Genomic DNA, 22,598 nt, shown 5'->3' on the forward strand with positions numbered 1-22,598 from the left:
TCACATAAAGCTTATGTTATAGGAGAAGTACAATGGAGATTACCACTCTTCAGATTGTGCTGGTGTTCATCGTCGCGTGTATTGCGGGTATGGAATCCGTACTTGATGAATTTCAGTTCCACCGTCCACTGGTGGCCTGTACGTTGATTGGCGCCGTTCTCGGCGATATGAAAACCGGTATTATCATCGGTGGTACGCTGGAAATGATCGCTCTGGGCTGGATGAACATCGGTGCGGCAGTTGCGCCTGATGCGGCACTGGCATCCATCATTTCTACGGTTCTGGTTATTGCCGGACATCAAAGCATCGGTGCCGGTATCGCACTGGCTATCCCACTGGCAGCAGCTGGCCAGGTTCTGACCATCATCGTTCGTACTATCACCGTGGCCTTCCAGCACGCGGCGGACAAGGCGGCAGATAATGGCAACCTGACGGCGCTCTCGTGGATCCACGTCTCGTCCCTGTTCCTGCAGGCAATGCGTATCGCTATCCCTGCGGTTATCGTTGCCATCTCTGTTGGTACCAGCGAAGTGCAGAGCATGCTGAACGCGATTCCAGAAGTCGTGACCGGCGGTCTGAACATCGCGGGTGGCATGATCGTGGTGGTTGGTTATGCGATGGTCATCAACATGATGCGCGCAGGCTACCTGATGCCGTTCTTCTACCTCGGCTTTGTTACCGCGGCGTTCACTAACTTCAACCTGGTTGCTCTGGGTGTGATTGGTGCGGTGATGGCGATTCTGTACATCCAGCTGAGCCCGAAATATAACCGCGTCGCGGGTGCACCAGCGCAGGCTGCTGGTAACAACGATCTCGATAACGAACTGGACTAGCAGGTGAGCGAAATGGTTGATATGACAAAAACTACCACCGAGAGAAAACTCACTCCGGGTGATATTCGTGGCGTATTCCTGCGTTCGAACCTGTTCCAGGGTTCATGGAACTTCGAACGTATGCAGGCGCTGGGCTTCTGCTTCTCTATGGTACCGGCGATTAGACGCCTGTATCCGGAAAACAACGAAGCACGTCGCCAGGCGATTAAACGTCACCTGGAATTCTTTAACACCCATCCTTACGTTGCGGCTCCGGTTCTCGGCGTAACCTTAGCGATGGAAGAGCAGCGTGCGAACGGCGCAGAGATTGACGATGGTGCTATCAACGGTATCAAAGTTGGTCTGATGGGTCCGCTGGCAGGCGTGGGTGACCCGATCTTCTGGGGTACCGTGCGTCCGGTCTTCGCGGCACTCGGCGCGGGTATCGCGATGAGCGGCAGCCTGCTCGGTCCACTGCTGTTCTTCATTCTGTTCAACGCAGTCCGTCTGGCGACCCGTTACTACGGCGTGGCTTACGGCTACCGTAAAGGTGTCGATATCGTTTCTGATATGGGCGGCGGCTTCCTGCAGAAACTGACTGAGGGGGCGTCCATTCTCGGCCTCTTTGTCATGGGGGCCCTGGTGAACAAGTGGACGCACGTGAACATCCCGCTGGTGGTGTCGACCATCACCGGCCAAGATGGGCAAACGCGTGTAACCACCGTGCAGACCATCCTGGACCAGCTGATGCCGGGCCTGGTGCCACTGCTGCTGACCTTCGCCTGTATGTGGCTGCTGCGTAAGAAAGTGAACGCTCTGTGGATCATCGTTGGCTTCTTCGTCATCGGTATCGTGGGTTACGCTATCGGCCTGCTGGGTCTGTAAGTTTTTGCTTTATCCACCGGGGGCTTGCCCCCGGTTTTTTATTCTGGAGGACGAATGACGGTTACGGACATCGTACTGGTTCTGTTTATTGTTGCCCTTCTGGCGTACGCCATTTATGACGAATTCATTATGCCCCGCCGCCACGGCGAGACATTGCTCAGCGTTCCCCTTCTGCGACGCGGTCGGGTTGATGCGTTTATCTTTGCTGGCCTTCTCGCCATCCTGATTTACAACAATGCCATGAGTCATGGAGCATTATTAACCACATGGTTATTATGTGCGCTGGCATTAATGGCGATTTATCTCTTTTGGATCAGGGCGCCTAAGGCAATCTTTAAACGGGATGGTTTTTTCTTCGCCAATGCGTGGATAGAATATAACCGTATTAAAGAGATGAATTTATCCGAAGACGGTGTGCTGGTGATGCAATTAGAACAACGCCGATTGCTCATCCGGGTGAAGGATATCGATGACCTTGAGAAAATATACAAAACAATGGTTAAAACTCAATAGGTTATATTTATAGCAATGGCTATATATTGTCCCTTTCGAATATGTGCAATATATAGCCTCAGCTATATTCCAGACTGAATTAACTTATATTTATTAACGTTATTCTCACCGATAAATCTAAATGAAAATCGTTATCAACTGGTTAATGTAATAACACATTCCTGTTGTTGTTTTATATTCTAAAAATATGTTAAGGTTGCGCCCGTCGTTGGGGAGTAGCCGATTTCCCGTCCCAGGGAAATGTACGTGTCAACATACTCGTTGAAAAACGTGGTGCGTACGGATCGCTTACTGCACAGTTTCTGTGCATTGAGGTCAGGCGAGACCATAGATACATCAACTGCTGTTTACTGGGGGCAGTGATGTGTCATATGGATATCCCCGGTCTGGACGCTTTTTATGAATATCTCCGCTACGATCCTTCTCGCTTTCGGCATGTCCATGGACGCTTTCGCGGCTTCGATGGGAAAAGGTGCCACTCTCCACAAACCAAAATTCTCTGAAGCCCTGCGCACCGGTCTTATTTTTGGCGCCATTGAAACGCTCACCCCGCTTATTGGCTGGGCGATGGGTATGCTGGCCAGCCAATTTGTTCTGGAATGGAACCACTGGATTGCCTTTATTCTGCTGGCGTTCCTCGGCGGGCGTATGGTCATTGAAGGGTGTCGCGGAAATACCGCTGAAGACGAAGCGCCGATTCACCGCCACGGTTTCTGGCTGCTGGTGACCACCGCGATTGCCACCAGCCTTGATGCGATGGCCGTCGGTGTCGGTCTGGCGTTTTTGCAGGTGAATATTATCGCCACCGCGCTGGCTATCGGCTGCGCGACGTTGATTATGTCGACGCTGGGCATGATGGTCGGTCGATTTATCGGCCCGCTGTTAGGTAAGCGAGCCGAAATTCTGGGCGGTATTGTGTTAATCGGAATTGGCGGACAGATCCTCTGGTCGCACTTCTACGGTTAACTCTCGCGCTGCCAGCAGTGAAGACTAAAATCTGTCTGGCAGCGGAACTGTTCTTGTTTCCCTAAAGTTTCCCACACTTCCGGTTTTGCCCGCCACGCGAACGGTGTCATCTGAAGTAGCGCCACCGCCTCTTCGCCTTGCAGATCCATTTCGTAACCCAATGACTGTTCGTGCTTCAGCGCAAAACCTGCCAGCTGTTCTGAATGCGGGGCGTGCAGACGCACTTCGTCATAAATCAGCCCTTTCATTTCCATCAGGTGTTTCGGTCCTGGCGTAACGGTCAGCACCCAGCCGCCGGGTTTAACCACCCGCGCCAGCTCTTGCGCTTTGCACGGGGCGTAAATACGAATAATGGCGTCCTGACTGGCGTCTTCAAACGGCAGGCGATGGCTGGAGGCAACACAAAATGTCACCTGAGGATAGCGCTTCGCGGCGGCACGGATCGCTGATTTAGACACATCAAGGCCGACAGTTTCTGCACCTTTACTCTTAGCGACATCCGCGAACGCCGCCGTGTAATAGCCTTCACCACAGCCAATATCCAGAATCGACGTCGCGCCTTCACCCAGCACATGGGTAAGCCAATTAGCGACAGCGTCACGCAGCGGCTGATAATGTCCGGCTTCCAGAAATGCGCGACGGGCCTGCATCATCTCAGCGGAATCGCCCGGATCGCGCGAACGCTTATGCTGAACTGGCAGCAAATTCACGTACCCTTCTTTCGCCTGGTCAAACCGGTGCCCCTGCGGACAGGTATAGCTGTTTTCTTCGCGCGTCAGCAACGCGTGGCATAGGGGACAACTGAATGACATGGTAACTCCAGACAATAGCAAAGGGCGAAAGTGTACCGCTATTCGCCCTGGTATAAAACGCCTGGCTTAGCGCATGACGATAAGATGGCTGGAATCGGGCGCTAAGCCATCGGGTTCGACATTTTCGATGCGCAGGACATCGCCCATAATCTGGCTAAACACCGGGGCTGACACTGCGCCGCCATAATAGCTGCCATTCTGCGGATCGTTAATAACGACGGCCAGCGCAAATCTGGGGCGACTGGCCGGAGCGACACCCGCCGTGTAGGCAACGTATTTGTCGACATACTTCCCGTCATCACCGATTTTTTTCGCAGTACCGGTTTTTATTGCCACGCGATAATCCCGCACTGCCGCTTTAATACCGCCTCCGCCAGGGAGTGCCACGCTTTCCATCATATGTTCGACCTGATGAACAATCTCTTCAGGCATGACCTGATGCCCCATGACAGGTGGATCGATTCGCGTGATTGACAGCGGACGCTCAAGGCCATAGCTGCCGATGGTGGCGTAAACGTGCGCCAGCTGCAGCGGCGTGACCATCAGTCCATAACCAAAGGCAAATGTCGCCCGATCAAGCTGGCTCCAGAATTTACGCTGCGGAAGTAAGCCGCTGCTCTCACCGGTCAGCCCCAGGCCTGTGCTTTCACCAAAACCGAAACCCTGATAGGTATCTAACAAATGCTGTATTGGCATCGCCAGCGAGAGCCGCGACACCCCTGTATCGCTCGACTTTTGCAAAATGCCGGTCAGCGATAATTCAGGATAGTAGCCCACGTCGCGGATTCGGTGGCCGTCAAGCATGTACGGATGCGTATCTATCACACTGTCAGGCTGAACCAGACCCTGATGCAATGCCGTCATCAGCACCAGAGGTTTGACGGTTGAGCCAGGCTCGAAGGTATCGCTGATAGCACGGTTACGGAAATCATTCAGCGTTGCGCCTTCCCGATTGTTGGGATTAAAGTCTGGGAAGCTCGCCATCGAAAGAATTTCCCCGGTCTGCACGTTAATCAGTACCGCCGCGCCCGACTCGGCTTTATTCCACGCCACTGCGTTGTCTAATGCATCTTCGGTGATTGTCTGCAGTCGCTCATCAATACTGAGCTGAATATTGTGCGCAGGCACCGGAGAAACTTCCGTGAGGTTTTCAATGACATGCCCGTAGCGATCTTCCCTCACCCGTCTTACACCTGGCTGACCGGTCAGTTGGCTATTAAAGCTCTTTTCGACGCCCTCAATCCCCTGCCCGTCAATGTTGGTAAAACCGAGAAGATTGGCCGCCACATGCCCGGCAGGATAAAAGCGACGTGACTCATCGCGTAAATTAATCCCCGGCAAGTTGAGTTTATCGATCCATTGCGCCTGTGAAGGGTCGACCTGGCGGGCAAGATAGATGAAACGCCCCTGCGGAGTGCTATTGATGCGCGCAGCCAGAGTGCTAAGAGATATGTGCAGGGCGCTGGCTAGCGCCTGCCAACGATCGTCAAAACCGACTCCTCCTTTCGCCAGAATTGTTTTCGGGTCAGCCCACACTGCTCTGACCGGCACACTTACCGCCAGCGGTCGACCTTCTCGGTCGGTAATCATTCCCCGTGGTGCGTTGATCGCGACTTCTCGCAGGGAGCGCATATCTTCCTGTTTAACCAGGTTGTCAGGTTTGATGATTTGTAGCCAGGCGACGCGACCCAGCAAGAATGCGAGACTAAAGAAAATGGCAAGGCAAAGCAGTGCAAAACGCGCCGGGGTGAAGTTACCGGCAGGGATAGAGAGTTTCTTTTTCACCCGAGCTCCAGGTCTAATTAACAGCGCCTTGATTTAACGAGAAAAAGAGTTCCTTTGGTGCGAAAACAATGCTTCTAACCTCGCAGCTTTGCAACAAACTACTAACAGAAGTGAAGAAGGTAACATTTTGAAAAAAAAGGATTAAAAAAGCCCCGCAGAAGCGAGGCTTTATGTCTGAGAGCGAAACGCAATAGCGCTTCTAAATCAGCAGGGATTCGATCAGATAGCGGTTACGTTAACAGCAGCCGGACCTTTCTGGCCGTCCTGAATTTCGAACTCAACGTTCTGGCCTTCAGCCAGAGTTTTGAAGCCGTTACCCTGGATTGCAGAGAAGTGTACGAACACGTCTTTGCTGCCATCAGCAGGAGTAATGAAGCCAAAACCTTTAGACTCGTTGAACCACTTAACTTGACCTTTAATCTTTGCCATTTGCAAAATTCCTTAGATTGTTTTCTTAGCCCGCAGGCATTAACTTAGATAAAACTGAGACATTACTGCTTGAGGCACTAATATAAGGTTCGGCAGAGAAGCGGTATTCAACGACAACGTGTTTACTCAGGACTTCTTTACTGAAAATGCCACACATAAACAGAACTGTACCTCGTTTGACCCAAAACGTGTTATTACATACAACGAAAATTATGGCAAGCCATTTTTAAACGTGTCTAGATCCGCCGCACAAACTCTGATGTTACTTTGCTACATTATGCACAACTGCCCGCACACTAATAGCACAGCCACCGGAGTTAGCCCGCCTGACAGCAACCTTCATAGCCACTGTAATCTATAGCAATTTTACCTTAGCTCAATCTTTGATACAGATCCAGAGTGCGTCGAATGTTTATTGAGTGCAATGATTGAGTTAGAACAATTTGCGAAAAGTTATGCTGAAATCAACGTAAGGGTTTGAGTTTCTCAATGAAATAAACCGGTTATTTGTTGTTCAGCTTCTTCATATAAGTCTGAAACTCCCGTTTTCTGTATTGCACCAAAATAATGAAAGTTTAGTGACACTGCTTCAAAAGAAAGCAAGAAAAACGTTTCGATGGAAATACACGACAAGTAACAGGGTTGTAATAGAGAATATATTCAGCGAGGCGGCGAAAGATCACAGGGATAAATATTGACCAATTTTCAATATTCTAAAGTTGTCATTAATCGGGGCTACATTACTCAGCGCCTGAGTGAGCTCCAGCACCGGCTCGTCGAGAGACTCATCGGCCAGCTCAAACACGCCCCAGTGGATCGGAAAGGCGAGCGGCATTGCCATTTGTTGCCAAAGTGCGATGGCGGATTGTGGGTCCATATGATGAGAGGCCATGAACCAGCGCGGTGCATACGCACCAGCGGGTAAAGCAGCGGCGGTGATCTCCCCCAGCCTTTCAGGAATGTCGAGCAGCTGAGGGGAATATCCCGTGTCGCCGCTGAACCAGAAACGCTGAGTCGTCCCTTCGAATACCCACCCGCACCACAGCGAGCGGTTACGATCCCAGAATGTCCGCATACTCCAGTGCTGGGCCGGCACAGCGGTCAGGGAAATGCCCTGAAAGATCGCACACTGCCACCAGTCAAGCTCAGTGATATTTTTAGCACCGCGACGACGAAACCAATCCCCTAGCCCCAAAGGAACGAAAATGGCGAGTTCAGGAAAGCGACGCAGTAGAGGGCGAATAGTGGCAGAATCGAGATGATCGTAGTGATTGTGAGAGATGATTAATGCATCAATTCGTGGAAGGGAATCCACGCTAATGGCAGGCGGTGTTTTGCGTTCTGGTCCAGCGAATGGCAAGGGTGAAGCGCGCCTGGACAATACCGGGTCGGTCAGCAGATATTGTCCATTTAAACGTAAAAGCACGCTGGCATGCCCCAGCCACCACACGCCATCTTCTGAGCGTTCATTCAGTTCGACCGGCTGCCACCATTGTTGAATAAAATGGTCATAGCCGAGTGAAGGCGATTTCGGTAAACCCGCCTCTTTTCGCTCTTTACGCCAACGTTCAACGTCACCCGGTTGATGACCCGCAGCGTCAATATTGCGAAAACCGTCAGGGCTATGATGTTGTAGGGAGGGGTTATACCAGGGATTTTTCCAGACCATAGCCGCCTCCCCCTGCTCTGCGTGTTAGCGCTCAGCCACCAGACGAATGAAATCATCTTCGTCTTCTTTGGCTGCTTCAGCCGGTGCTTTCGGCACGTCTTTCTCTTCAGGCTCATTGGCTTCGCACAGTCGGCGAAGCAACGCATTCTGGCGCTTCTGCTGGTCAAGCAGCGCTTCCAGCAGCTCAATCTGTTCATTGGTACGCGAACTGGCACGATTCACAAAGAACCAAAACACCAGCCCGATAACCATAACAATCACAGAGATCACCATTGAGGCTACGTTCAGTAGCCCCGAATTCACTAACTCACCCATTTTACCACCTCAATAAAAACGCCATTTTAGCACTGACGCAGAGGAAGGGTACCATCTGTTAGAAAAATGAGTACTACCAGGGGATGAATTGATTGATCGCGCAAATGCCACTAAAAAACTGTACATCCTGATCGCACATCACATTGATCGTCTGTGTCCATAAAATGACGCATGCAATCAGCACAACGATCAGAATTACCCAGCGAAATTTTTTCACTCCACACTCCGTCTTATTACCTGATATCTCCAGGTTATCACGGTTATCTTAAACAAAAACTAACTGTACCTTCATCAGAAAATTTTCAGAATTATGCACTTGTTTCATAGAGTAAAACTATTACGCTTAATAGCATTATTAGCAAAAAAAAGAGGCATCAATGCGATTCATTATTCGGACAATTATTGTCCTTGCTATTGTGTGGATTGGTTTATTACTTTCTGGATACGGCGTGTTGATGGGAAGCACAGAAAACGCAGCAGGACTGGGCATTCAATGTAAGTACTTGACCGCTAATGGCGTCAACACTGCACAGTATTTGCACACTGACAGCGGTATTATCGGTCTGTCCAATTGCCCTGTGCTGCGTAAAAGTAAGATGGTCGTGGATAACGGTTAATCTGGCTTGCCACCGAATAAAAAACGCCGCATTTTTAGCGGCGTTTTTTATTGACTGATTTTAGAACGGATAGTCGTTATAGCCCATCTGTTCAGAAATCTTGCGCGCCGCCGTATGCAGCATTTCAACATACTCGTGCAGGCGCTCTTCCGAGAAACGCAGCGTCGGGAAAGAGATGCTCAGGCCCGCGATAACCACACCAAAGCGATCAAACACAGGGACGCCGATACAACGTAAGCCCTCTTCCTGCTCCTGGTTATCTTCGCCATAGCCCTGCTCGCGGACTTTATCCAGCACAGTCAGCAACTCATCGGTGCTGGTGATAGTGCGTTCCGTACTGCGCTTGTATTCAACACCTTCGAGGATTTCTTTAACTTCCTCGCGGTCACGCCACGCCAGCAGAACTTTACCGATAGCGGTACTGTAAAGCGGGTTACGACGACCAATGCGTGAGTACATACGCAGATTGTACATGGAGTCGATTTTGTGGATGTAGACGATGCTGTCTTCATCCAGTGCGCCTAAGTGGACAGTCTCTTTCGTCAGGCGTGAAAGTTCACGCATTTGAATGTCAGCGCTGCGAATGAGATCCACATTTTGCAGAGCACGGGCACCCAATTCGAACAGTTTCAGGGTCAGAGAATATTTCTCAGATTCACCTTCCTGTGCAACATAGCCCAGAGATTTCATGGTTTGCAGAAAGCGATAAACGGTGCTTTTCGACATCATCACACGCTGCGACAACTCTGTAATACCAATCTCGCGCTCTTCACCAAGCGCCTGTAAGATGCCAAACACCTTCAGCACGGAAGAAACAGAATCTGGCTGTTTATCCAAATCTGCGATAGCCATTAATCACCTCATTGCGAGTGTTTTATAAAAATCAGAACCGGTTTTTATTATAAATTCGTGACCGGCAAGCTGCAATCAATCTGCGTTTACTTCGTTACAAATCTGCGACATAAAACCGAAATAACGATGCTAAAATAGTTACCCTGAGAATAATATCACCCTGAGCGTTTCATTTCCCATGGAAAAAAATCCCTCTGATGGTTTGCCCTTGCCGCAACGGTACGGTGCAATTGCTACCATTATTATCGGTATCTCAATGGCTGTCCTTGACGGCGCCATTGCAAACGTGGCACTTCCTACTATCGCCAGCGATTTGCACGCTTCCGCCGCCAGTTCCATTTGGGTGGTCAATGCGTACCAGATTGCTATTGTTGTTTCCCTGCTCTCTTTCTCATTTCTTGGAGATATGTTCGGCTATCGCCGCGTCTACCAGTGCGGCCTGGCTGTGTTTACTGTCACGTCCCTGTTTTGCGCACTTTCTGACTCTCTGCACACGCTCACCTTTGCGCGTATCGCACAGGGATTTGGCGGCGCGGCACTGATGAGCGTGAATACCGCGCTGATACGCCTTATCTACCCGCAACGTCACCTTGGACGTGGGATGGGGATTAACTCGTTCATTGTGGCGGTTTCTTCTGCCGCCGGGCCAACCATTGCAGCAGCCATTCTCTCGGTCGCGTCGTGGCAGTGGCTGTTCCTGATTAACGTGCCGCTGGGGATTATTGCCCTACTTTTTGCCCTGCGCTATCTGCCTGAAAACAGCGCCAAAAGCTCGATGCCGCGCTTTGATCTACCGAGCGCAGTGATGAATGCCCTGACCTTTGGCTTGCTGATAACAGCACTCAGCGGCTTTGCCCAGGGACAATCCCTGGCATTAATTGCTGCTGAGATTGTCGCCATGCTGGTCATCGGTTTCTTCTTTGTCCGCCGCCAGCTGGCACTGCCCACCCCGCTGCTGCCTGTCGATCTGCTGCGCATTCCGCTGTTTTCCCTCTCGATTGGCACGTCCATTTGCTCTTTCTGCGCCCAGATGCTGGCCCTGGTCTCTTTGCCCTTCTTTTTGCAAGGCGTGATTGGACGCACTGAAGTCGAAACCGGTTTACTGCTCACCCCGTGGCCGCTGGCGACTATGGTGATGGCTCCGCTTGCGGGCTATCTCATTGAACGGGTTCATGCGGGATTACTGGGTGCGTTAGGTTTAGTGGTGATGGCGACCGGACTGTTCGCGCTGGCAATGTTGCCAGCGGCACCGACGGATCCGGATATTATCTGGCGCATGATCCTGTGCGGGGCCGGTTTTGGCCTGTTCCAGTCACCGAATAATCACACCATCATCACCGCCGCTCCGCGTCATCGCAGCGGTGGTGCCAGCGGAATGCTAGGCACCGCGCGTCTGTTAGGACAAAGCTCAGGGGCCGCGCTGGTGGCGCTGATGTTTAACGTCGCCGGACAAAATGGCACGCATGTCGCGCTCTTTACAGCCGGAACGCTAGGCACACTCGCCGCCGTCATCAGCGGCCTGCGCGTTACGCAACCTCGCGTTGAGGCATAAAAAAAGCCGGGTGGCAATTTCTGCTCAACCCGGCTTCTATTTCGTACTGCTCGGTTACTTAATGTATTCCCCACTGCGCAGCGCTTCGATACGCTTATCCAGTGGCGGGTGAGTCATAAAGAGCTCACTCAGCGATTTTGATTTACCGTTGATGCAAAATGCCATCATGCTGGTTGCTTCCTGCGGCTCATAGCTGGTTTTCAGGCGCTGGAGTGCGGCAATCATCTTCTCGCGACCCACCAGTTTTGCTGAACCCGCATCCGCATGGAACTCACGATGACGGGAGAACCACATGGTAATGATGCTTGCCAGAATACCGAACACCAGTTCCAGCACCGTGGCGACCGCGAAATAGATCAGCGGGTTGCCGTTGCTTTCTTCACCGTCATCACGGTTGCCGCCCATGAAGCCTGCGGCAATCTGCGCCAGAATACGCGAGATAAAGATGACGAAGGTGTTTACCACGCCCTGAATCAGGGTCATGGTCACCATGTCGCCGTTGGCGATGTGGCTGATTTCATGGGCAATAACGGCTTCAGCTTCATCACGGCTCATATTCTGCAGCAGACCGGTGCTCACAGCCACCAGCGATGCATCACGACGAGCCCCCGTTGCAAAGGCGTTAATATCCGGTGCGTGATAAATCGCTACCTGCGGCATAGCGATACCCGCCTGGCGCGACTGCTGTGCCACGGTATTCATCAGCCACTGTTCCATATCGTTACGCGGCTGTTCAATAACTTCGCCACCGACCGACTTCAGAGCCATCCACTTCGACATCAGCAGAGAAATAAACGATCCACCAAAACCGAACAGCAGCGCCATAATCAGCAGGCCTTGAACGCTGCTCGATTGGATCCCTGTCAGGCTTAGCACAAGCCCGAATACCACCATAACCGCAAGGTTGGTGACCAGGAAGAGCGCGATTCGCATCATAATTTTCTTTTAACCTCTGTTTAACAAAACGCACTATGCGATTACCCACATCGTATGGGTATTGTGGCTATTTTCAAGGATTCGAGGGGCGTAAGTCACCAGAAAGACACAACTTTACATTGTTTATTGGCTTACTGACGGGACGATGCAGAACTAAAAAAAACAGGCACAATTTCTTGTGCCTGTTGGGGACTTATTTCGCCGGAGCGGGCTGTTCAGCCGGTTTGCTCTTTTCCTGATTTGCCAGGTCGAGAGCGATATGCACCGTCTCGTCAAGGTAAGGATCAGGCTCCTGGTAATCCTTCGGCAGATCTTCCAGGTTTTTCAGCAATGGCTTGCCTTCGCGTTTGAAACGGTCGTTGATGCGCGCCAGTCGAGTGGCATCATCTTCGTTGTTTTCTTTCTCACGCTGAGCGTAGTTAAGAGAAACGATATTCCGCTTATCTTTCAGGGCATTAAAGCGCGCAATGTCCTTCATGATGTACTGGAATTCCGGGTCTTTAGCGATACGTTCGTTATGCGCTTTCAGCAGCTCAGGTCCGAACTGGGTCATGTCGCCTGATTTCACGAAGGTGGCAGCATTAATGCTATCCCACGGCAACGCGTTATCTTCAAACTTCTCGCCAGTTTCTGTCTCTTCGGTGCCCGTCGGCATCATGATGTCCGGCGTCACGCCTTTACGCTGTGTACTGCCACCGTTCACGCGATAGAACTTCTGAATGGTGTACTGTACAGAACCCAGCGCAGGCCATTCAGGGCGCAGCATCTGATCGTAAATGCGGTTCAGGGAACGGTATTGCTGCACCGTACCTTTACCGAATGTCGGTTCGCCGACAATCAGGGCACGACCATAATCCTGCATAGCCGCCGCAAAGATTTCAGATGCCGAAGCACTGAAACGATCGACCAGCACAACCAGCGGACCTTTGTAGTAAACAACGCCGTCGGTGTCAGCATCTTCACGCACTTTGCCATTGTTATCACGTACCTGAACCACAGGACCAGACGGGATAAACAGGCCAGAAAGCGAAACTGCTTCGGTCAGCGCTCCGCCGCCGTTGGTACGCAAATCAATGATAACGCTACTGACATTCTGCTTTTCAAGCTTCTGAAGCTGTACTTTGACATCGTCGGTCAGACCGACATAGAAGCCAGGAATATCAAGGACGCCAACTTTCTCTTTGCCGACCGTTTTCACGGACATTTTCACCGCGCGGTCTTCAAGACGGATGCGCTCGCGAGTCAGCGTAACAATACGGGTTTTGGTGCCTTTACCCGCAGGCAAGATCTCAAGGCGAACCTTGCTGCCTTTCGGGCCTTTAATTAATGCGACGACATCGTCCAGACGCCAACCGATCACATCGACAATGTTCTGCCCTGTCTGACCGACGCCCACGATACGGTCGCCGACGCTAATCGTTTTACTTTTCGAAGCCGGGCCACCTGCCACCATGGAGTTGATGACCGTGTAGTCTTCATCCATTTGCAGCACCGCACCAATACCTTCCAGAGACAGGCTCATTTCGGTATTGAATTGTTCGGTGTTGCGCGGGGAAAGGTAGTTTGTATGCGGGTCGATTTCGTGCGCAAAGGCGGTCATTGCCAGAGAGAACACGTCTTCGCTGTTGGTCTGCGCCAGACGGCGAATCGCCGATTTGTAGCGACGGGTCAGCGTTTCGCGAATCTCTTTCTCATCTTTACCGGTGAGTTTGAGGCTCAGCTCATCGAACTTAACTTTGCCGTCCCACAGCGCATTCAATTCAGCTTCATCTTTCGGCCACGGCGCTTTGCTGCGGTCAAGATTGAAGTTGTCGTTGCCGGTGAAGTCCATTGGACGTTCCAGCACTTTCAGCGCGTATTGATAACGTTCAAAACGACGCTTCTGGGAAAGATTGTAGAGATCGTAGAACAGATCGAGTTTACCGCTGCGCAGCTCATCACCGACGTCGGTTTTACGTTTTGCGAACTGTTCAATGTCACTGGCCAGCAGCACATTGTGACTGTAATCCAGCAGGTTCAGATACCGATCAAAAATTTTGGCCGAAAAGGCCTGATCGAGATCGAACTGACGATAATGTGAACGGGTGAAACGCGAAGTTACGCGCTCACTCACCGTTGCGTGCTGAGTCTCTTCCTTTAACACCGGAATTTGATCTGCACGCGTAATATCGTCCACTGCGAAAGCGTGGCCTGTTATTGCAAACAGGCCAGCCAGCGCGGTGATCTTAAAAAGAGTGTTCATGCCAGGCTTGGCCTCCGTTTCAGAACACCAGGTGTTCTGCGCGTACAATCATTGACATACCAGAAGTCAGCTGCACACGAACGCCATCTTTGGTGATTTCGAGTACGGTGGCATCCATCGCATTGTTACCCGCTTTCACCTTCAGCGCCTGACCAACGCTCAGAGCGTTAATGTCTGAAACCGGAGTGAGGCGTTGTTCTTCGCGAGGCGCACGCTGTGCTTTAGCGGCTGGTTTATCAGCACGCGGTTTACGATCGCTGTTTTCATTACGACGCGGAGCCGGACGAGGTTTACGCTCACGACGTGGAGCCTCTTCCTGACCATTTGCCGCAGCCGCTTCGCGTTTTTTCGCCTGTTGCTCAGCACGCTGTGCCTGAACGCGCGCTTTGGCTTCTTCAAGCTGCTTACGTGCATGTTCAACATGCTGCTCGTCCAGCTCGCCGCAAGGGTTGCCGTCGAGATCGACACGGGTCGCGCCCAGCTTGATACCGTAAAGGTAACGCCAGCTTGACGTATAAAGACGTAAGGCAGAACGCAGTTGAGTTTTGCTGAGACTCATCTCACCCTCAACGCGCGCTACCAGATCCTGAAAAATACCAATTTTCAGGGGGCGAGCTTCGCCTTCAGCAGTGAAACACTGTGGGAAACGCTCAGCCAAAAAGGCAATGACTTCTTTACTACTATTCAACTTAGGTTGATTTTCCATGAAATTTCCTGATTACAACGGACGTTGCCAACTTGCCGCAGGCATGAACAGGCGACATTATAATGACGCCATCAGTAAATGCTACGTTATCCGTTGATTATCCTGCGACGCTCGCAAAGAATTTTTGATAATCGGTCGCGATTAATACGTTTTCAAGATTTGCAACCAGTTCACGCAGGCCTTGCTCGTCCTCGGCATCAAAGCGTCCGAAGACGGTGCTGTCGATATCCAGTACGCCAATAATCTGATTTTTTACGGTCAGCGGCAGAACGATTTCGGAATTACTCGCCGAATCGCATGCAATGTGTCCGTCGAAGGCATGTACATCTTCAACGCGCTGCACCTGATTTTGCGCCACCGCAGTACCGCACACGCCACGTCCCACCGGGATCCGCACGCAAGCAAGCTTGCCCTGGAATGGCCCGAGCACCAGCATCTCTCCTTCCAGAAGGTAGAAACCCGCCCAGTTCACATCTGACAGTCGTTCAAACAGCAGCGCACTGGTGTTAGCCAGCGTGGCTAAAAAACTGGTCTCACCTGTCATCAATGCCTGGAAATCGCGGTTCAAATCCGCGTAGAATTCTGTTTTGTTCATTAATCAATCACTTGGTTGTCTTACAAAAAATGAGCATAGCCTATTAAAATAAACATTAAATGCGCTCATTCTCAAGATGAATCCCGAGATGAGTTAATATAACGTTAATTAATCCTTTTATGCGCGACTGATGGCACTCAATACTCGAAAACTTACGCCGGCAAAAAAGATCACTGTCCACTCGGTCAGCGATGCGCTACCTCGTGCACATTATCAGCGTTGCCCGCAGTGCGATACGCTTTTTATGTTGCCGAAGATGAAATCACATCAGAGTGCATATTGCCCGCGCTGCGACGCTAAAATACGCGATGGACGCGACTGGTCGTTGACGCGCCTGGCGGCGATGGCCGTTACCATGATTCTGCTGATGCCCTTTGCCTGGAGCGAGCCGCTGCTCAAGCTGTATCTGCTTGGCGTGCGTATCGACGCCAACCTGCTGATGGGAATCTGGCAGATGACCCGGCAGGGCGATCCGCTCACTGGCGCGATGGTGCTGTTTTGCACCGTCGGCGCGCCAATGGTGCTGGTGGCCGCCATTGCTTACCTGTGGTTTGGCAATATTCTGGGCATGAATTTACGCCCGGTTCTGCTGATGCTGGAGAAGCTCAAAGAGTGGGTAATGCTGGATATCTATCTGGTCGGCATTGGCGTCGCGTCAATCAAAGTTCAGGATTACGCCTTTTTACAGCCCGGCATCGGCCTGTTCGCCTTCGTCGCTCTGGTGTTACTGAGTATTCTGACGCTCATCCATCTGAACGTGGAACAACTCTGGGAGCGTTTTTATCCTCAGCGCCCGGCAACGCGGCCTGACCCAAATCTTCGGGCCTGTCTCGGCTGCCATTTTACCGGTCTGCCGGATGCTCGCGGTCGTTGTCCGCGCTGCCACATTCCGTTACGTCTGCGTCGTAAGCAGAGTCTGCAAAAGTGCTGGGCCGCGCTGATTGCTTCCATCGTGTTGCTGCTTCCCGCCAATCTGTTACCGATTTCTATCATTTACGTTAACGGTGCACGGCAGGAAGACACTATCATGTCGGGTATTGTGTCGCTGGCGAACAGTAACTTCGCCGTGGCGGGGGTGGTATTTATTGCCAGTATCCTGGTGCCCTTCACCAAAGTCATTGTCATGTTCACCTTGCTCATCAGTATTCAGTTCAAGTGTGAGCAAGGGTTACGCACGCGCATCCTGCTACTGCGGTTTGTCACGTGGATTGGCCGCTGGTCAATGCTGGATCTGTTCGTTATTTCGTTAATGATGTCGCTGATCAATCGCGATCAGTTACTCGCTTTTACTATGGGACCCGCGGCTTTTTATTTCGGCTCTGCGGTGATATTGACTATTCTTGCAGTGGAATGGCTGGATAGCCGCTTACTTTGGGATGCACATGAGTCAGGAAACGCCCGCTTCGACGACTGAAGCGAGAATTAAAACAAAACGCCGCATTTCGCCATTCTGGTTGCTGCCCGTCATCGCATTGATGATTGCGGGCTGGCTTATCTGGACCAGCTATCAGGATCGCGGTAATACCATCACTATCGATTTCCAGACGGCGGACGGCATCGTCGCGGGGCGAACCCCTGTGCGCTTCCAGGGCGTCGAAGTGGGAACGGTCGAGGATATCCGGCTTGGCAAAGATCTGAACAAAATTCAGGTTCGCGCCAGCATTAAAGCCGATATGCAGGATGCCCTGCGCACTGAGACTCAGTTCTGGTTAGTGACACCCAAAGCCTCTCTGGCGGGAGTTTCCGGGTTGGACGCGCTGGTTGGCGGCAACTATATCGGCATGATGCCCGGAAAAGGTGAGCCGCAGGAGCATTTCACCGCCCTGGACACTCAACCCAAATACCGGCTGAACAACGGCGATCTGATGATCCATCTGCACTCCCCGGACTTAGGTTCGCTGAGCAGCGGTTCGGTGGTCTATTTCCGCAAAATCCCGGTTGGACGCGTGTATGACTACGCCATTAACCCCAATAAACAGGGCGTCACCATTGATGTGCTCATCGAGCGCCGCTTCACCAGTCTGGTGAAAAAAGGCAGCCGTTTCTGGAATGTTTCGGGCGTTGATGCCGACGTCAGTTTCAGCGGAGCCAAAGTGAAGCTCGAAAGCCTTGCGGCGCTGGTCAACGGCGCTATCGCCTTCGACTCACCTGAAAATTCTGATACTGCTGCTGCGGATGACAACTTCGGCCTGTATGCCGATTTGGCCCATAGCCAGCGCGGCGTTATCGTGAAGCTGGCCCTGGCGGATGCCAAAGGACTTAACGCCGGTTCAACGCCATTGATGTACCAGGGTTTGCAGGTCGGGCAACTCACTAAACTGACCTTAAACCCAGGCGGTTCTGTTACGGGCGAAATGACCGTCGATCCGAGCGTGGTCGATCTTCTGCGCGAAAAAACGCGCATTGAGCTGCGTAATCCGAAGATTTCCTTGAGCGATGCCAGCATCAGCAGTTTGCTAACGGGCAGCACGTTTGAGTTGATTCCGGGCGAAGGCCAGCCCAACAGTAATTTTGTTATCGCACCGGCTGATAAAGCATTACTGCAAAAGCCAGGCGTGATGACGTTAAACCTGACCGCGCCAGAAAGTTATGGTATCGACGCAGGGCAACCGCTGATATTGCACGGCGTGCAAGTGGGTCAGGTACTTGAGCGCAAGCTGACAGAAAACGGCGTTACCTTCTCGGTTGCGATCGATCCGCAATACCGCGACCTGGTGCATGGCGACAGCAAATTTGTGGTCAACAGTCGGGTGGACGTCAAAGTCGGCCTTGATGGCGTGGAATTCCTCGGCGCAAGCGCCAGTGAGTGGATTAACGGCGGTATTCGTATTCTGCCCGGTCAGAAAGGGGCCATGCGCGAGAGCTATCCGCTCTATGCCAATCTGGACAAAGCGATCGAAAACAGTCTGAGTGATTTACCGACTACGACGTTGACGCTGCGTGCCGACACCCTGCCCGATATTCAGGCCGGGTCCGTGGTGTTATATCGCAAGTTTGAAGTCGGGGAAGTGATCACCGTGCGCCCGCGTGCCGACGCGTTTGATATCGAACTGCATATCAAACCGGAGTATCGCAATCTCCTCACCGCTAACAGCGTGTTCTGGGCCGAAGGCGGTGCAAAAGTGCAGCTTAACGGCAGCGGATTAACCGTGCAGGCGTCTCCCCTTTCCCGCGCACTGCGGGGTGCCATCAGCTTTGACAACTTAAGTGGCGCCGGTGCAAATCAGCGTAAAGGCGATAAACGTATTCTGTATCCGTCAGAAACAACTGCACGCGCGGTCGGCGGTCAGATTACGCTGCATGCCTTTGACGCAGGGAAACTCGCGGAAGGCATGCCAATTCGCTATCTGGGCATCGATATCGGGCAAATCCAGAAGCTGACATTAATTACTGCACGTAATGAAGTGCAGGCCACGGCGGTACTTTATCCGGAATACATGCAGAACTTTGCCCGTACCGGCACGCGTTTCTCGGTGGTGACACCGCAGATTTCCGCCGCTGGCGTTGAGCATCTCGACACCATTCTGCAGCCATACATTAACGTTGAACCGGGTAACGGCAACGTGCGTCGCGAGTTTGAGCTGCAGGAAGCCACCATCACCGACTCTCGCTATCTCGATGGCTTAAGCATCGTGGTGGAAGTACCAGAAGCCGGTTCGATGAGTATCGGCACGCCGGTGTTGTTCCGTGGTATTGAAGTGGGTACCGTGACGGGGCTAACGCTGGGCACACTGTCCGATCGCGTGATGGTCGGGCTACGTATCAGCGAGCGTTATCAGCATCTGGTGCGCAACAACTCGGTATTCTGGCTGGCATCGGGCTATTCCCTTGATTTCGGCCTGACCGGTGGCGTGGTGAAAACCGGGACTTTCAATCAGTTCATTCGCGGCGGCATCGCCTTTGCCACTCCGCCGGGCACACCGCTCGCACCTAAAGCGCAGCCGGGCAAACACTTCCTGTTGCTCGAAAGTGAACCGAAAGAGTGGCGTGAATGGGGAACCGCCCTGCCACGTTAATCGAACGCTCCGGTGTCAACGCACCGGAGCGTTTATGGTACACTTCGCGCTTCATCTTTTCCCTGTGGTACGCCCGTGGCTCAACATTCCGTGTTTCTTCCTGACGAATTCCTGGCGCAAATGCGCGAGGCTCTTCCCGCTCATCTCTCAATGGATGATTTTATCGCCGCCTGCCAGCGTCCGTTACGCCGCAGCATTCGCGTAAACACACTTAAAATCAGCGTCGACGATTTCCTGACTCTGGTTTCGCCCTACCGCTGGCAGCTGACGCCGGTTCCGTGGTGTGCGGAAGGTTTCTGGATTGAACGTGAGGACGAAGACGCTCTCCCTCTCGGGAGCACCGCCGAGCATTTGAGCGGGCTGTTTTACATTCAGGAAGCCAGCTCAATGCTACCCGTAGCCGCGCTGTTCGCCGAGGGAAACCAGCCTGCGCGCGTCATGGACGTCGCCGCCGCTCCGGGCTCTAAAACCACGCAAATTGCCGCCCGCATGGGCAATCGCGGGGCGATTCTGGCCAATGAATTTTCAGCCAGCCGGGTAAAAGTCCTGCACGCCAACATCAGCCGCTGCGGGATCAGCAACGTCGCCCTGACCCACTTTGATGGCCGCGTGTTCGGCGCAGCCGTGCCAGAATCATTCGATGCGATCCTGCTTGATGCCCCGTGTTCGGGCGAAGGTGTGGTGCGTAAAGATCCCGATGCGCTTAAAAACTGGTCCGTCGCCAGCAACCTGGAAATTGCCGCCACCCAGCGCGAATTGATCGACAGCGCGTTTCACGCCCTGCGCCCGGGTGGGACGCTGATTTATTCCACCTGCACCCTGAATCGTGATGAAAACGAGTCAGTTTGCCTGTGGCTGAAAGAACAGTACCCGGACTCCGTCGAGTTCCTGCCGCTGGAATCGCTGTTCGATGGCGCAAAAGAAGCGCTAACGCCAGAAGGTTTCCTGCACGTTTTCCCGCAGATTTTCGACTGCGAAGGCTTCTTTGTTGCTCGTCTGCGCAAAACGGCAGCTATTGACGCTTTACCGACGCCTAAATTTAAAGTCGGCAACTTCCCGTTCGCGCCATTGAAAACCCGTGAAACCGCGCAAATCACCGACGCGGCCAACATAGTCGGGCTCCAATGGAGTGAAAACCTGCGCTTATGGCAGCGCGATAAAGAGATCTGGCTTTTCCCGGTCGAAATCGAGCCGCTGATTGGCAAAGTGCGTTTTTCCCGCATTGGAATGCGCCTGGCGGAAGTGCATAACAAAGGTTATCGCTGGCAGCATGAAGCGGTGATCGCGCTGGCGGGTGACGAAAATACATTCACCCTGACGCACAAAGAGGCTGAAGAGTGGTATCGCGGACGCGATGTCTACCCGGATCTCACGCCACCGGCTGACGAAATGATCGTCACTTATCAGGGCTTCCCGTTGGGGCTGGCGAAGAAAGTCGGTTCCCGTTTGAAAAACAGTTACCCACGTGAACTGGTTCGCGATGGTCGCCTGTTTACCGGTAACGATCTCAGCGAATAAAAAACCGCACAATTTCACTGGCGCTTTTGCTCTCCTGCACTACGCTGAAAAAAGGGCGATCACACTGGTCGTACCAGATTTTAAGCAAAACTGCGGAGAGCAATATGACGAAAACCAGCGTACGTATTGGCGCTTTTGAGATCGACGATGCGGAGTTGCGCGGCGATAATCAGGGCGATCGAACGTTAACCATTCCCTGTAAATCCGATCCGGATTTGTGTATGCAACTCGATGCCTGGGATGCCGATACCAGTATTCCGGCAATTCTTGATGGCGAACATTCCGTACTATACCGTGAACATTACGATCAGAAGTCCGATGCCTGGGTCATGCGCCTTGCCTGATTCCAAAAAGAACCCGCCCGAAGGCGGGTTATTTATGCCCTCAATATTTCCCCTGCGATAAATCCTCCCCTACACTAACCATTCGGATCGCCAGATCAGAGGATGAGATGTTCGCACTGGTACTGTTTGTTTGTTATCTGGATGGCGGCTGCGATGACATCGTGATTGATGTCTATAACAGCGAAATGCAGTGTGTTGTCTCCAAGAAAGAGCAGCGCATTCGCCACGGCGGTTGCTACCCGGTCGAAGAATTTATCGATGGATTCTGGACACCGGCCCAGGAATACAGTGACTTTTAGCTACTGGAGTTGCGCGAGGGTGAAGGTGCCGCCAAACACCGCGCCGGTATCGATATAGTGCAGATTATTGAAGTCATAACGTTTTTCTAGCGGCGTATGCCCAAACCAGAAATGGTCCGCTCCGGTTATGCCCTCGCCCCTGCCAGCCATCAACCCCGATAACCGCGACCTGTCCCACAGCACCCGCTTTTTGCTGACAGACTTGTCACGGACATAGACCGACTCCGGGTAATCGGCATGAGCAATTACGTTAAGGCCATTAGCGCACAAAATTTCAATAATATGCGGTAATTCCCGGCACGCTTCGAGCAAAGCAATGGCCGTTAATTTTTGCGGGTTAGACAGTCTGGAAAACCATATACCGCCATTGATCGTCCAGAGCGCAAAATCATTATTCCCGAGCGCATCAAGAGCCATTTGTTCATGATTTCCCCGTACGGCGCGAAACCATTTTTCATGCATCAGTTGCAGGCATTTAACGCTGTCAGGCCCTCGGTCAATGAGGTCACCGACTGAAATAAGCAAATCCTCATAAGGATTAAAATGACGCTGCTTCAACTCATCCATAAGCTGTTGCCAGCAACCATGAATATCGCTCACAACCCAGATATGACGCCATTCTTGACCATCGAGTATTTGATACATAGGCCCTCCCTATAAGAGTATAGCTAATACACTTTTTAGCGTTCTGACTCGACGATGTTGCCAACTTCAATCATCGTTAAACGAAGCCGA

Annotated in this window: 23 protein-coding genes and 1 pseudogene; 11 read left to right on the top strand and 13 right to left on the bottom strand. The window is 52.2% G+C overall.

Annotation, left to right across the window (positions count from 1 at the left end; translation table 11 throughout):
- Positions 1–32: 32 nt before the first annotated feature.
- The 4 genes from manY to mntP all read left to right on the top strand — a co-directional run bounded on the left by manY (position 33) and on the right by mntP (position 3,176).
- On the top strand, positions 33–833 hold the full coding sequence (manY, locus tag JBO43_RS03250) for a PTS mannose transporter subunit IIC (protein ID WP_022648448.1): 801 nt from the start codon (positions 33–35) through the stop codon (positions 831–833).
- Positions 834–845: 12 nt separating this feature from the next.
- Positions 846–1,697, top strand: a complete 852-nt coding sequence (locus JBO43_RS03255) for a PTS mannose transporter subunit IID (protein WP_202673711.1) — start codon at positions 846–848, stop codon at positions 1,695–1,697.
- 54 nt (positions 1,698–1,751) lie between these two features.
- Positions 1,752–2,210: a DUF986 family protein gene (locus tag JBO43_RS03260; RefSeq protein WP_095282348.1), complete on the top strand. Its 459-nt coding sequence runs from the start codon at positions 1,752–1,754 to the stop codon at positions 2,208–2,210.
- A gap of 399 nt (positions 2,211–2,609) precedes the next feature.
- The gene (mntP, locus tag JBO43_RS03265) at positions 2,610–3,176 is read left to right on the top strand and encodes a manganese efflux pump MntP (RefSeq protein ID WP_095282349.1); all 567 of its coding nucleotides are present in this window, start codon (positions 2,610–2,612) and stop codon (positions 3,174–3,176) included.
- On the opposite strand, the gene rlmA is transcribed toward mntP, so the two are convergent.
- The 7 genes and pseudogenes from rlmA to mgrB all read right to left on the bottom strand — a co-directional run bounded on the left by rlmA (position 3,173) and on the right by mgrB (position 8,403).
- The gene (gene rlmA, locus JBO43_RS03270; RefSeq protein ID WP_103946062.1) at positions 3,173–3,988 is read right to left on the bottom strand and encodes a 23S rRNA (guanine(745)-N(1))-methyltransferase; all 816 of its coding nucleotides are present in this window, start codon (positions 3,986–3,988) and stop codon (positions 3,173–3,175) included. The genes mntP and rlmA overlap by 4 nt on opposite strands.
- 66 nt (positions 3,989–4,054) lie before the next feature.
- Entirely contained in the window at positions 4,055–5,773 is a 1,719-nt protein-coding gene (gene ftsI, locus JBO43_RS03275) for a peptidoglycan DD-transpeptidase FtsI2/PBP3(PARA) (RefSeq protein WP_167381235.1), read from the bottom strand.
- A 219-nt stretch (positions 5,774–5,992) separates the two neighbouring features.
- Positions 5,993–6,202, bottom strand: a complete 210-nt coding sequence (gene cspE / locus JBO43_RS03280) for a transcription antiterminator/RNA stability regulator CspE (RefSeq protein ID WP_001062678.1) — start codon at positions 6,200–6,202, stop codon at positions 5,993–5,995.
- 12 nt (positions 6,203–6,214) lie between these two features.
- A pseudogene (locus tag JBO43_RS03285) lies at positions 6,215–6,359 on the bottom strand (DUF2627 domain-containing protein).
- A gap of 522 nt (positions 6,360–6,881) precedes the next feature.
- Positions 6,882–7,871, bottom strand: a complete 990-nt coding sequence (locus JBO43_RS03290; RefSeq protein ID WP_095282352.1) for an MBL fold metallo-hydrolase — start codon at positions 7,869–7,871, stop codon at positions 6,882–6,884.
- A gap of 24 nt (positions 7,872–7,895) precedes the next feature.
- The gene (locus tag JBO43_RS03295; RefSeq protein ID WP_103946065.1) at positions 7,896–8,186 is read right to left on the bottom strand and encodes a YebO family protein; all 291 of its coding nucleotides are present in this window, start codon (positions 8,184–8,186) and stop codon (positions 7,896–7,898) included.
- A 73-nt stretch (positions 8,187–8,259) separates the two neighbouring features.
- Entirely contained in the window at positions 8,260–8,403 is a 144-nt protein-coding gene (gene mgrB, locus JBO43_RS03300) for a PhoP/PhoQ regulatory lipoprotein MgrB (protein ID WP_095282354.1), read from the bottom strand.
- A gap of 160 nt (positions 8,404–8,563) precedes the next feature.
- On the opposite strand from mgrB, the gene JBO43_RS03305 reads away from it, so the two are divergent.
- Complete coding sequence (locus JBO43_RS03305; RefSeq protein WP_095282355.1) at positions 8,564–8,803, top strand: YobH family protein; 240 nt, start codon at positions 8,564–8,566, stop codon at positions 8,801–8,803.
- Positions 8,804–8,863: 60 nt separating this feature from the next.
- Here JBO43_RS03305 and kdgR read toward each other — a convergent pair whose 3' ends face one another.
- Positions 8,864–9,655 carry a DNA-binding transcriptional regulator KdgR gene (gene kdgR, locus JBO43_RS03310; RefSeq protein WP_095282356.1) on the bottom strand — a complete coding sequence of 264 codons (792 nt, stop codon included), beginning with the start codon at positions 9,653–9,655 and terminating at the stop codon, positions 8,864–8,866.
- A 178-nt stretch (positions 9,656–9,833) separates the two neighbouring features.
- Between kdgR and JBO43_RS03315 the strand changes: the two genes are divergently transcribed.
- On the top strand, positions 9,834–11,207 hold the full coding sequence (locus JBO43_RS03315; RefSeq protein WP_202673712.1) for an MFS transporter: 1,374 nt from the start codon (positions 9,834–9,836) through the stop codon (positions 11,205–11,207).
- A gap of 54 nt (positions 11,208–11,261) precedes the next feature.
- Here JBO43_RS03315 and htpX read toward each other — a convergent pair whose 3' ends face one another.
- The 4 genes from htpX to JBO43_RS03335 form a co-directional block, all read right to left on the bottom strand.
- Positions 11,262–12,143: a protease HtpX gene (gene htpX / locus JBO43_RS03320; RefSeq protein ID WP_095282358.1), complete on the bottom strand. Its 882-nt coding sequence runs from the start codon at positions 12,141–12,143 to the stop codon at positions 11,262–11,264.
- A 193-nt stretch (positions 12,144–12,336) separates the two neighbouring features.
- A complete protein-coding gene (prc, locus tag JBO43_RS03325; protein WP_202673713.1) occupies positions 12,337–14,385 on the bottom strand; it encodes a carboxy terminal-processing peptidase in 2,049 nt (682 codons plus the stop codon).
- A gap of 19 nt (positions 14,386–14,404) precedes the next feature.
- Positions 14,405–15,091 (bottom strand): RNA chaperone ProQ, encoded by a 687-nt coding sequence (gene proQ, locus JBO43_RS03330; RefSeq protein WP_095282360.1) that lies wholly within the window; start codon positions 15,089–15,091, stop codon positions 14,405–14,407.
- 97 nt (positions 15,092–15,188) lie between these two features.
- Positions 15,189–15,686, bottom strand: coding sequence for a free L-methionine (R)-S-oxide reductase MsrC (locus tag JBO43_RS03335; RefSeq protein ID WP_202673714.1), 498 nt, complete (start codon positions 15,684–15,686; stop codon positions 15,189–15,191).
- Between the two features lie 130 nt (positions 15,687–15,816).
- On the opposite strand from JBO43_RS03335, the gene yebS reads away from it, so the two are divergent.
- From yebS to JBO43_RS03360, 5 genes are all read left to right on the top strand, one after another.
- Positions 15,817–17,100: a membrane integrity lipid transport subunit YebS gene (yebS, locus tag JBO43_RS03340; RefSeq protein WP_095282362.1), complete on the top strand. Its 1,284-nt coding sequence runs from the start codon at positions 15,817–15,819 to the stop codon at positions 17,098–17,100.
- Positions 17,069–19,702: a PqiB family protein gene (locus JBO43_RS03345; protein ID WP_103946068.1), complete on the top strand. Its 2,634-nt coding sequence runs from the start codon at positions 17,069–17,071 to the stop codon at positions 19,700–19,702. The genes yebS and JBO43_RS03345 overlap by 32 nt, the downstream gene beginning before the upstream one ends.
- Positions 19,703–19,777: 75 nt before the next feature.
- The gene (gene rsmF / locus JBO43_RS03350; RefSeq protein ID WP_202673715.1) at positions 19,778–21,220 is read left to right on the top strand and encodes a 16S rRNA (cytosine(1407)-C(5))-methyltransferase RsmF; all 1,443 of its coding nucleotides are present in this window, start codon (positions 19,778–19,780) and stop codon (positions 21,218–21,220) included.
- Between the two features lie 104 nt (positions 21,221–21,324).
- On the top strand, positions 21,325–21,564 hold the full coding sequence (locus tag JBO43_RS03355; protein ID WP_095282365.1) for a YebV family protein: 240 nt from the start codon (positions 21,325–21,327) through the stop codon (positions 21,562–21,564).
- A gap of 107 nt (positions 21,565–21,671) precedes the next feature.
- Complete coding sequence (locus JBO43_RS03360; RefSeq protein ID WP_095282366.1) at positions 21,672–21,863, top strand: YdfD/YebW family protein; 192 nt, start codon at positions 21,672–21,674, stop codon at positions 21,861–21,863.
- On the opposite strand, the gene pphA is transcribed toward JBO43_RS03360, so the two are convergent.
- The gene (gene pphA / locus JBO43_RS03365) at positions 21,864–22,508 is read right to left on the bottom strand and encodes a protein-serine/threonine phosphatase (RefSeq protein ID WP_202673716.1); all 645 of its coding nucleotides are present in this window, start codon (positions 22,506–22,508) and stop codon (positions 21,864–21,866) included.
- Between the last annotated feature and the right edge of the window lie 90 nt (positions 22,509–22,598).

It is taken from the genome of Lelliottia jeotgali, assembly GCF_016771845.1.
GTDB classification, from domain to species: domain Bacteria; phylum Pseudomonadota; class Gammaproteobacteria; order Enterobacterales; family Enterobacteriaceae; genus Enterobacter; species Enterobacter jeotgali.

Excerpts from the sequence above, each read along its gene's own strand:
- JBO43_RS03355 (WP_095282365.1), top strand. The coding sequence starts at position 21,325 with ATGACGAAAACCAGCGTACGTATTGGCGCTTTTGAGATCGACGATGCG.
- pphA (WP_202673716.1), bottom strand. The coding sequence starts at position 22,508 with ATGTATCAAATACTCGATGGTCAAGAATGGCGTCATATCTGGGTTGTG.
- prc (WP_202673713.1), bottom strand. The coding sequence starts at position 14,385 with ATGAACACTCTTTTTAAGATCACCGCGCTGGCTGGCCTGTTTGCAATA.
- JBO43_RS03295 (WP_103946065.1), bottom strand. The coding sequence starts at position 8,186 with ATGGGTGAGTTAGTGAATTCGGGGCTACTGAACGTAGCCTCAATGGTG.
- manY (WP_022648448.1), top strand. The coding sequence starts at position 33 with ATGGAGATTACCACTCTTCAGATTGTGCTGGTGTTCATCGTCGCGTGT.
- yebS (WP_095282362.1), top strand. The coding sequence starts at position 15,817 with ATGGCACTCAATACTCGAAAACTTACGCCGGCAAAAAAGATCACTGTC.
- JBO43_RS03305 (WP_095282355.1), top strand. The coding sequence starts at position 8,564 with ATGCGATTCATTATTCGGACAATTATTGTCCTTGCTATTGTGTGGATT.
- rlmA (WP_103946062.1), bottom strand. The coding sequence starts at position 3,988 with ATGTCATTCAGTTGTCCCCTATGCCACGCGTTGCTGACGCGCGAAGAA.
- JBO43_RS03335 (WP_202673714.1), bottom strand. The coding sequence starts at position 15,686 with ATGAACAAAACAGAATTCTACGCGGATTTGAACCGCGATTTCCAGGCA.
- JBO43_RS03315 (WP_202673712.1), top strand. The coding sequence starts at position 9,834 with ATGGAAAAAAATCCCTCTGATGGTTTGCCCTTGCCGCAACGGTACGGT.
- JBO43_RS03255 (WP_202673711.1), top strand. The coding sequence starts at position 846 with ATGGTTGATATGACAAAAACTACCACCGAGAGAAAACTCACTCCGGGT.
- proQ (WP_095282360.1), bottom strand. The coding sequence starts at position 15,091 with ATGGAAAATCAACCTAAGTTGAATAGTAGTAAAGAAGTCATTGCCTTT.
- mntP (WP_095282349.1), top strand. The coding sequence starts at position 2,610 with ATGAATATCTCCGCTACGATCCTTCTCGCTTTCGGCATGTCCATGGAC.
- cspE (WP_001062678.1), bottom strand. The coding sequence starts at position 6,202 with ATGGCAAAGATTAAAGGTCAAGTTAAGTGGTTCAACGAGTCTAAAGGT.
- JBO43_RS03345 (WP_103946068.1), top strand. The coding sequence starts at position 17,069 with ATGAGTCAGGAAACGCCCGCTTCGACGACTGAAGCGAGAATTAAAACA.
- JBO43_RS03260 (WP_095282348.1), top strand. The coding sequence starts at position 1,752 with ATGACGGTTACGGACATCGTACTGGTTCTGTTTATTGTTGCCCTTCTG.
- JBO43_RS03360 (WP_095282366.1), top strand. The coding sequence starts at position 21,672 with ATGTTCGCACTGGTACTGTTTGTTTGTTATCTGGATGGCGGCTGCGAT.
- htpX (WP_095282358.1), bottom strand. The coding sequence starts at position 12,143 with ATGATGCGAATCGCGCTCTTCCTGGTCACCAACCTTGCGGTTATGGTG.
- JBO43_RS03290 (WP_095282352.1), bottom strand. The coding sequence starts at position 7,871 with ATGGTCTGGAAAAATCCCTGGTATAACCCCTCCCTACAACATCATAGC.
- kdgR (WP_095282356.1), bottom strand. The coding sequence starts at position 9,655 with ATGGCTATCGCAGATTTGGATAAACAGCCAGATTCTGTTTCTTCCGTG.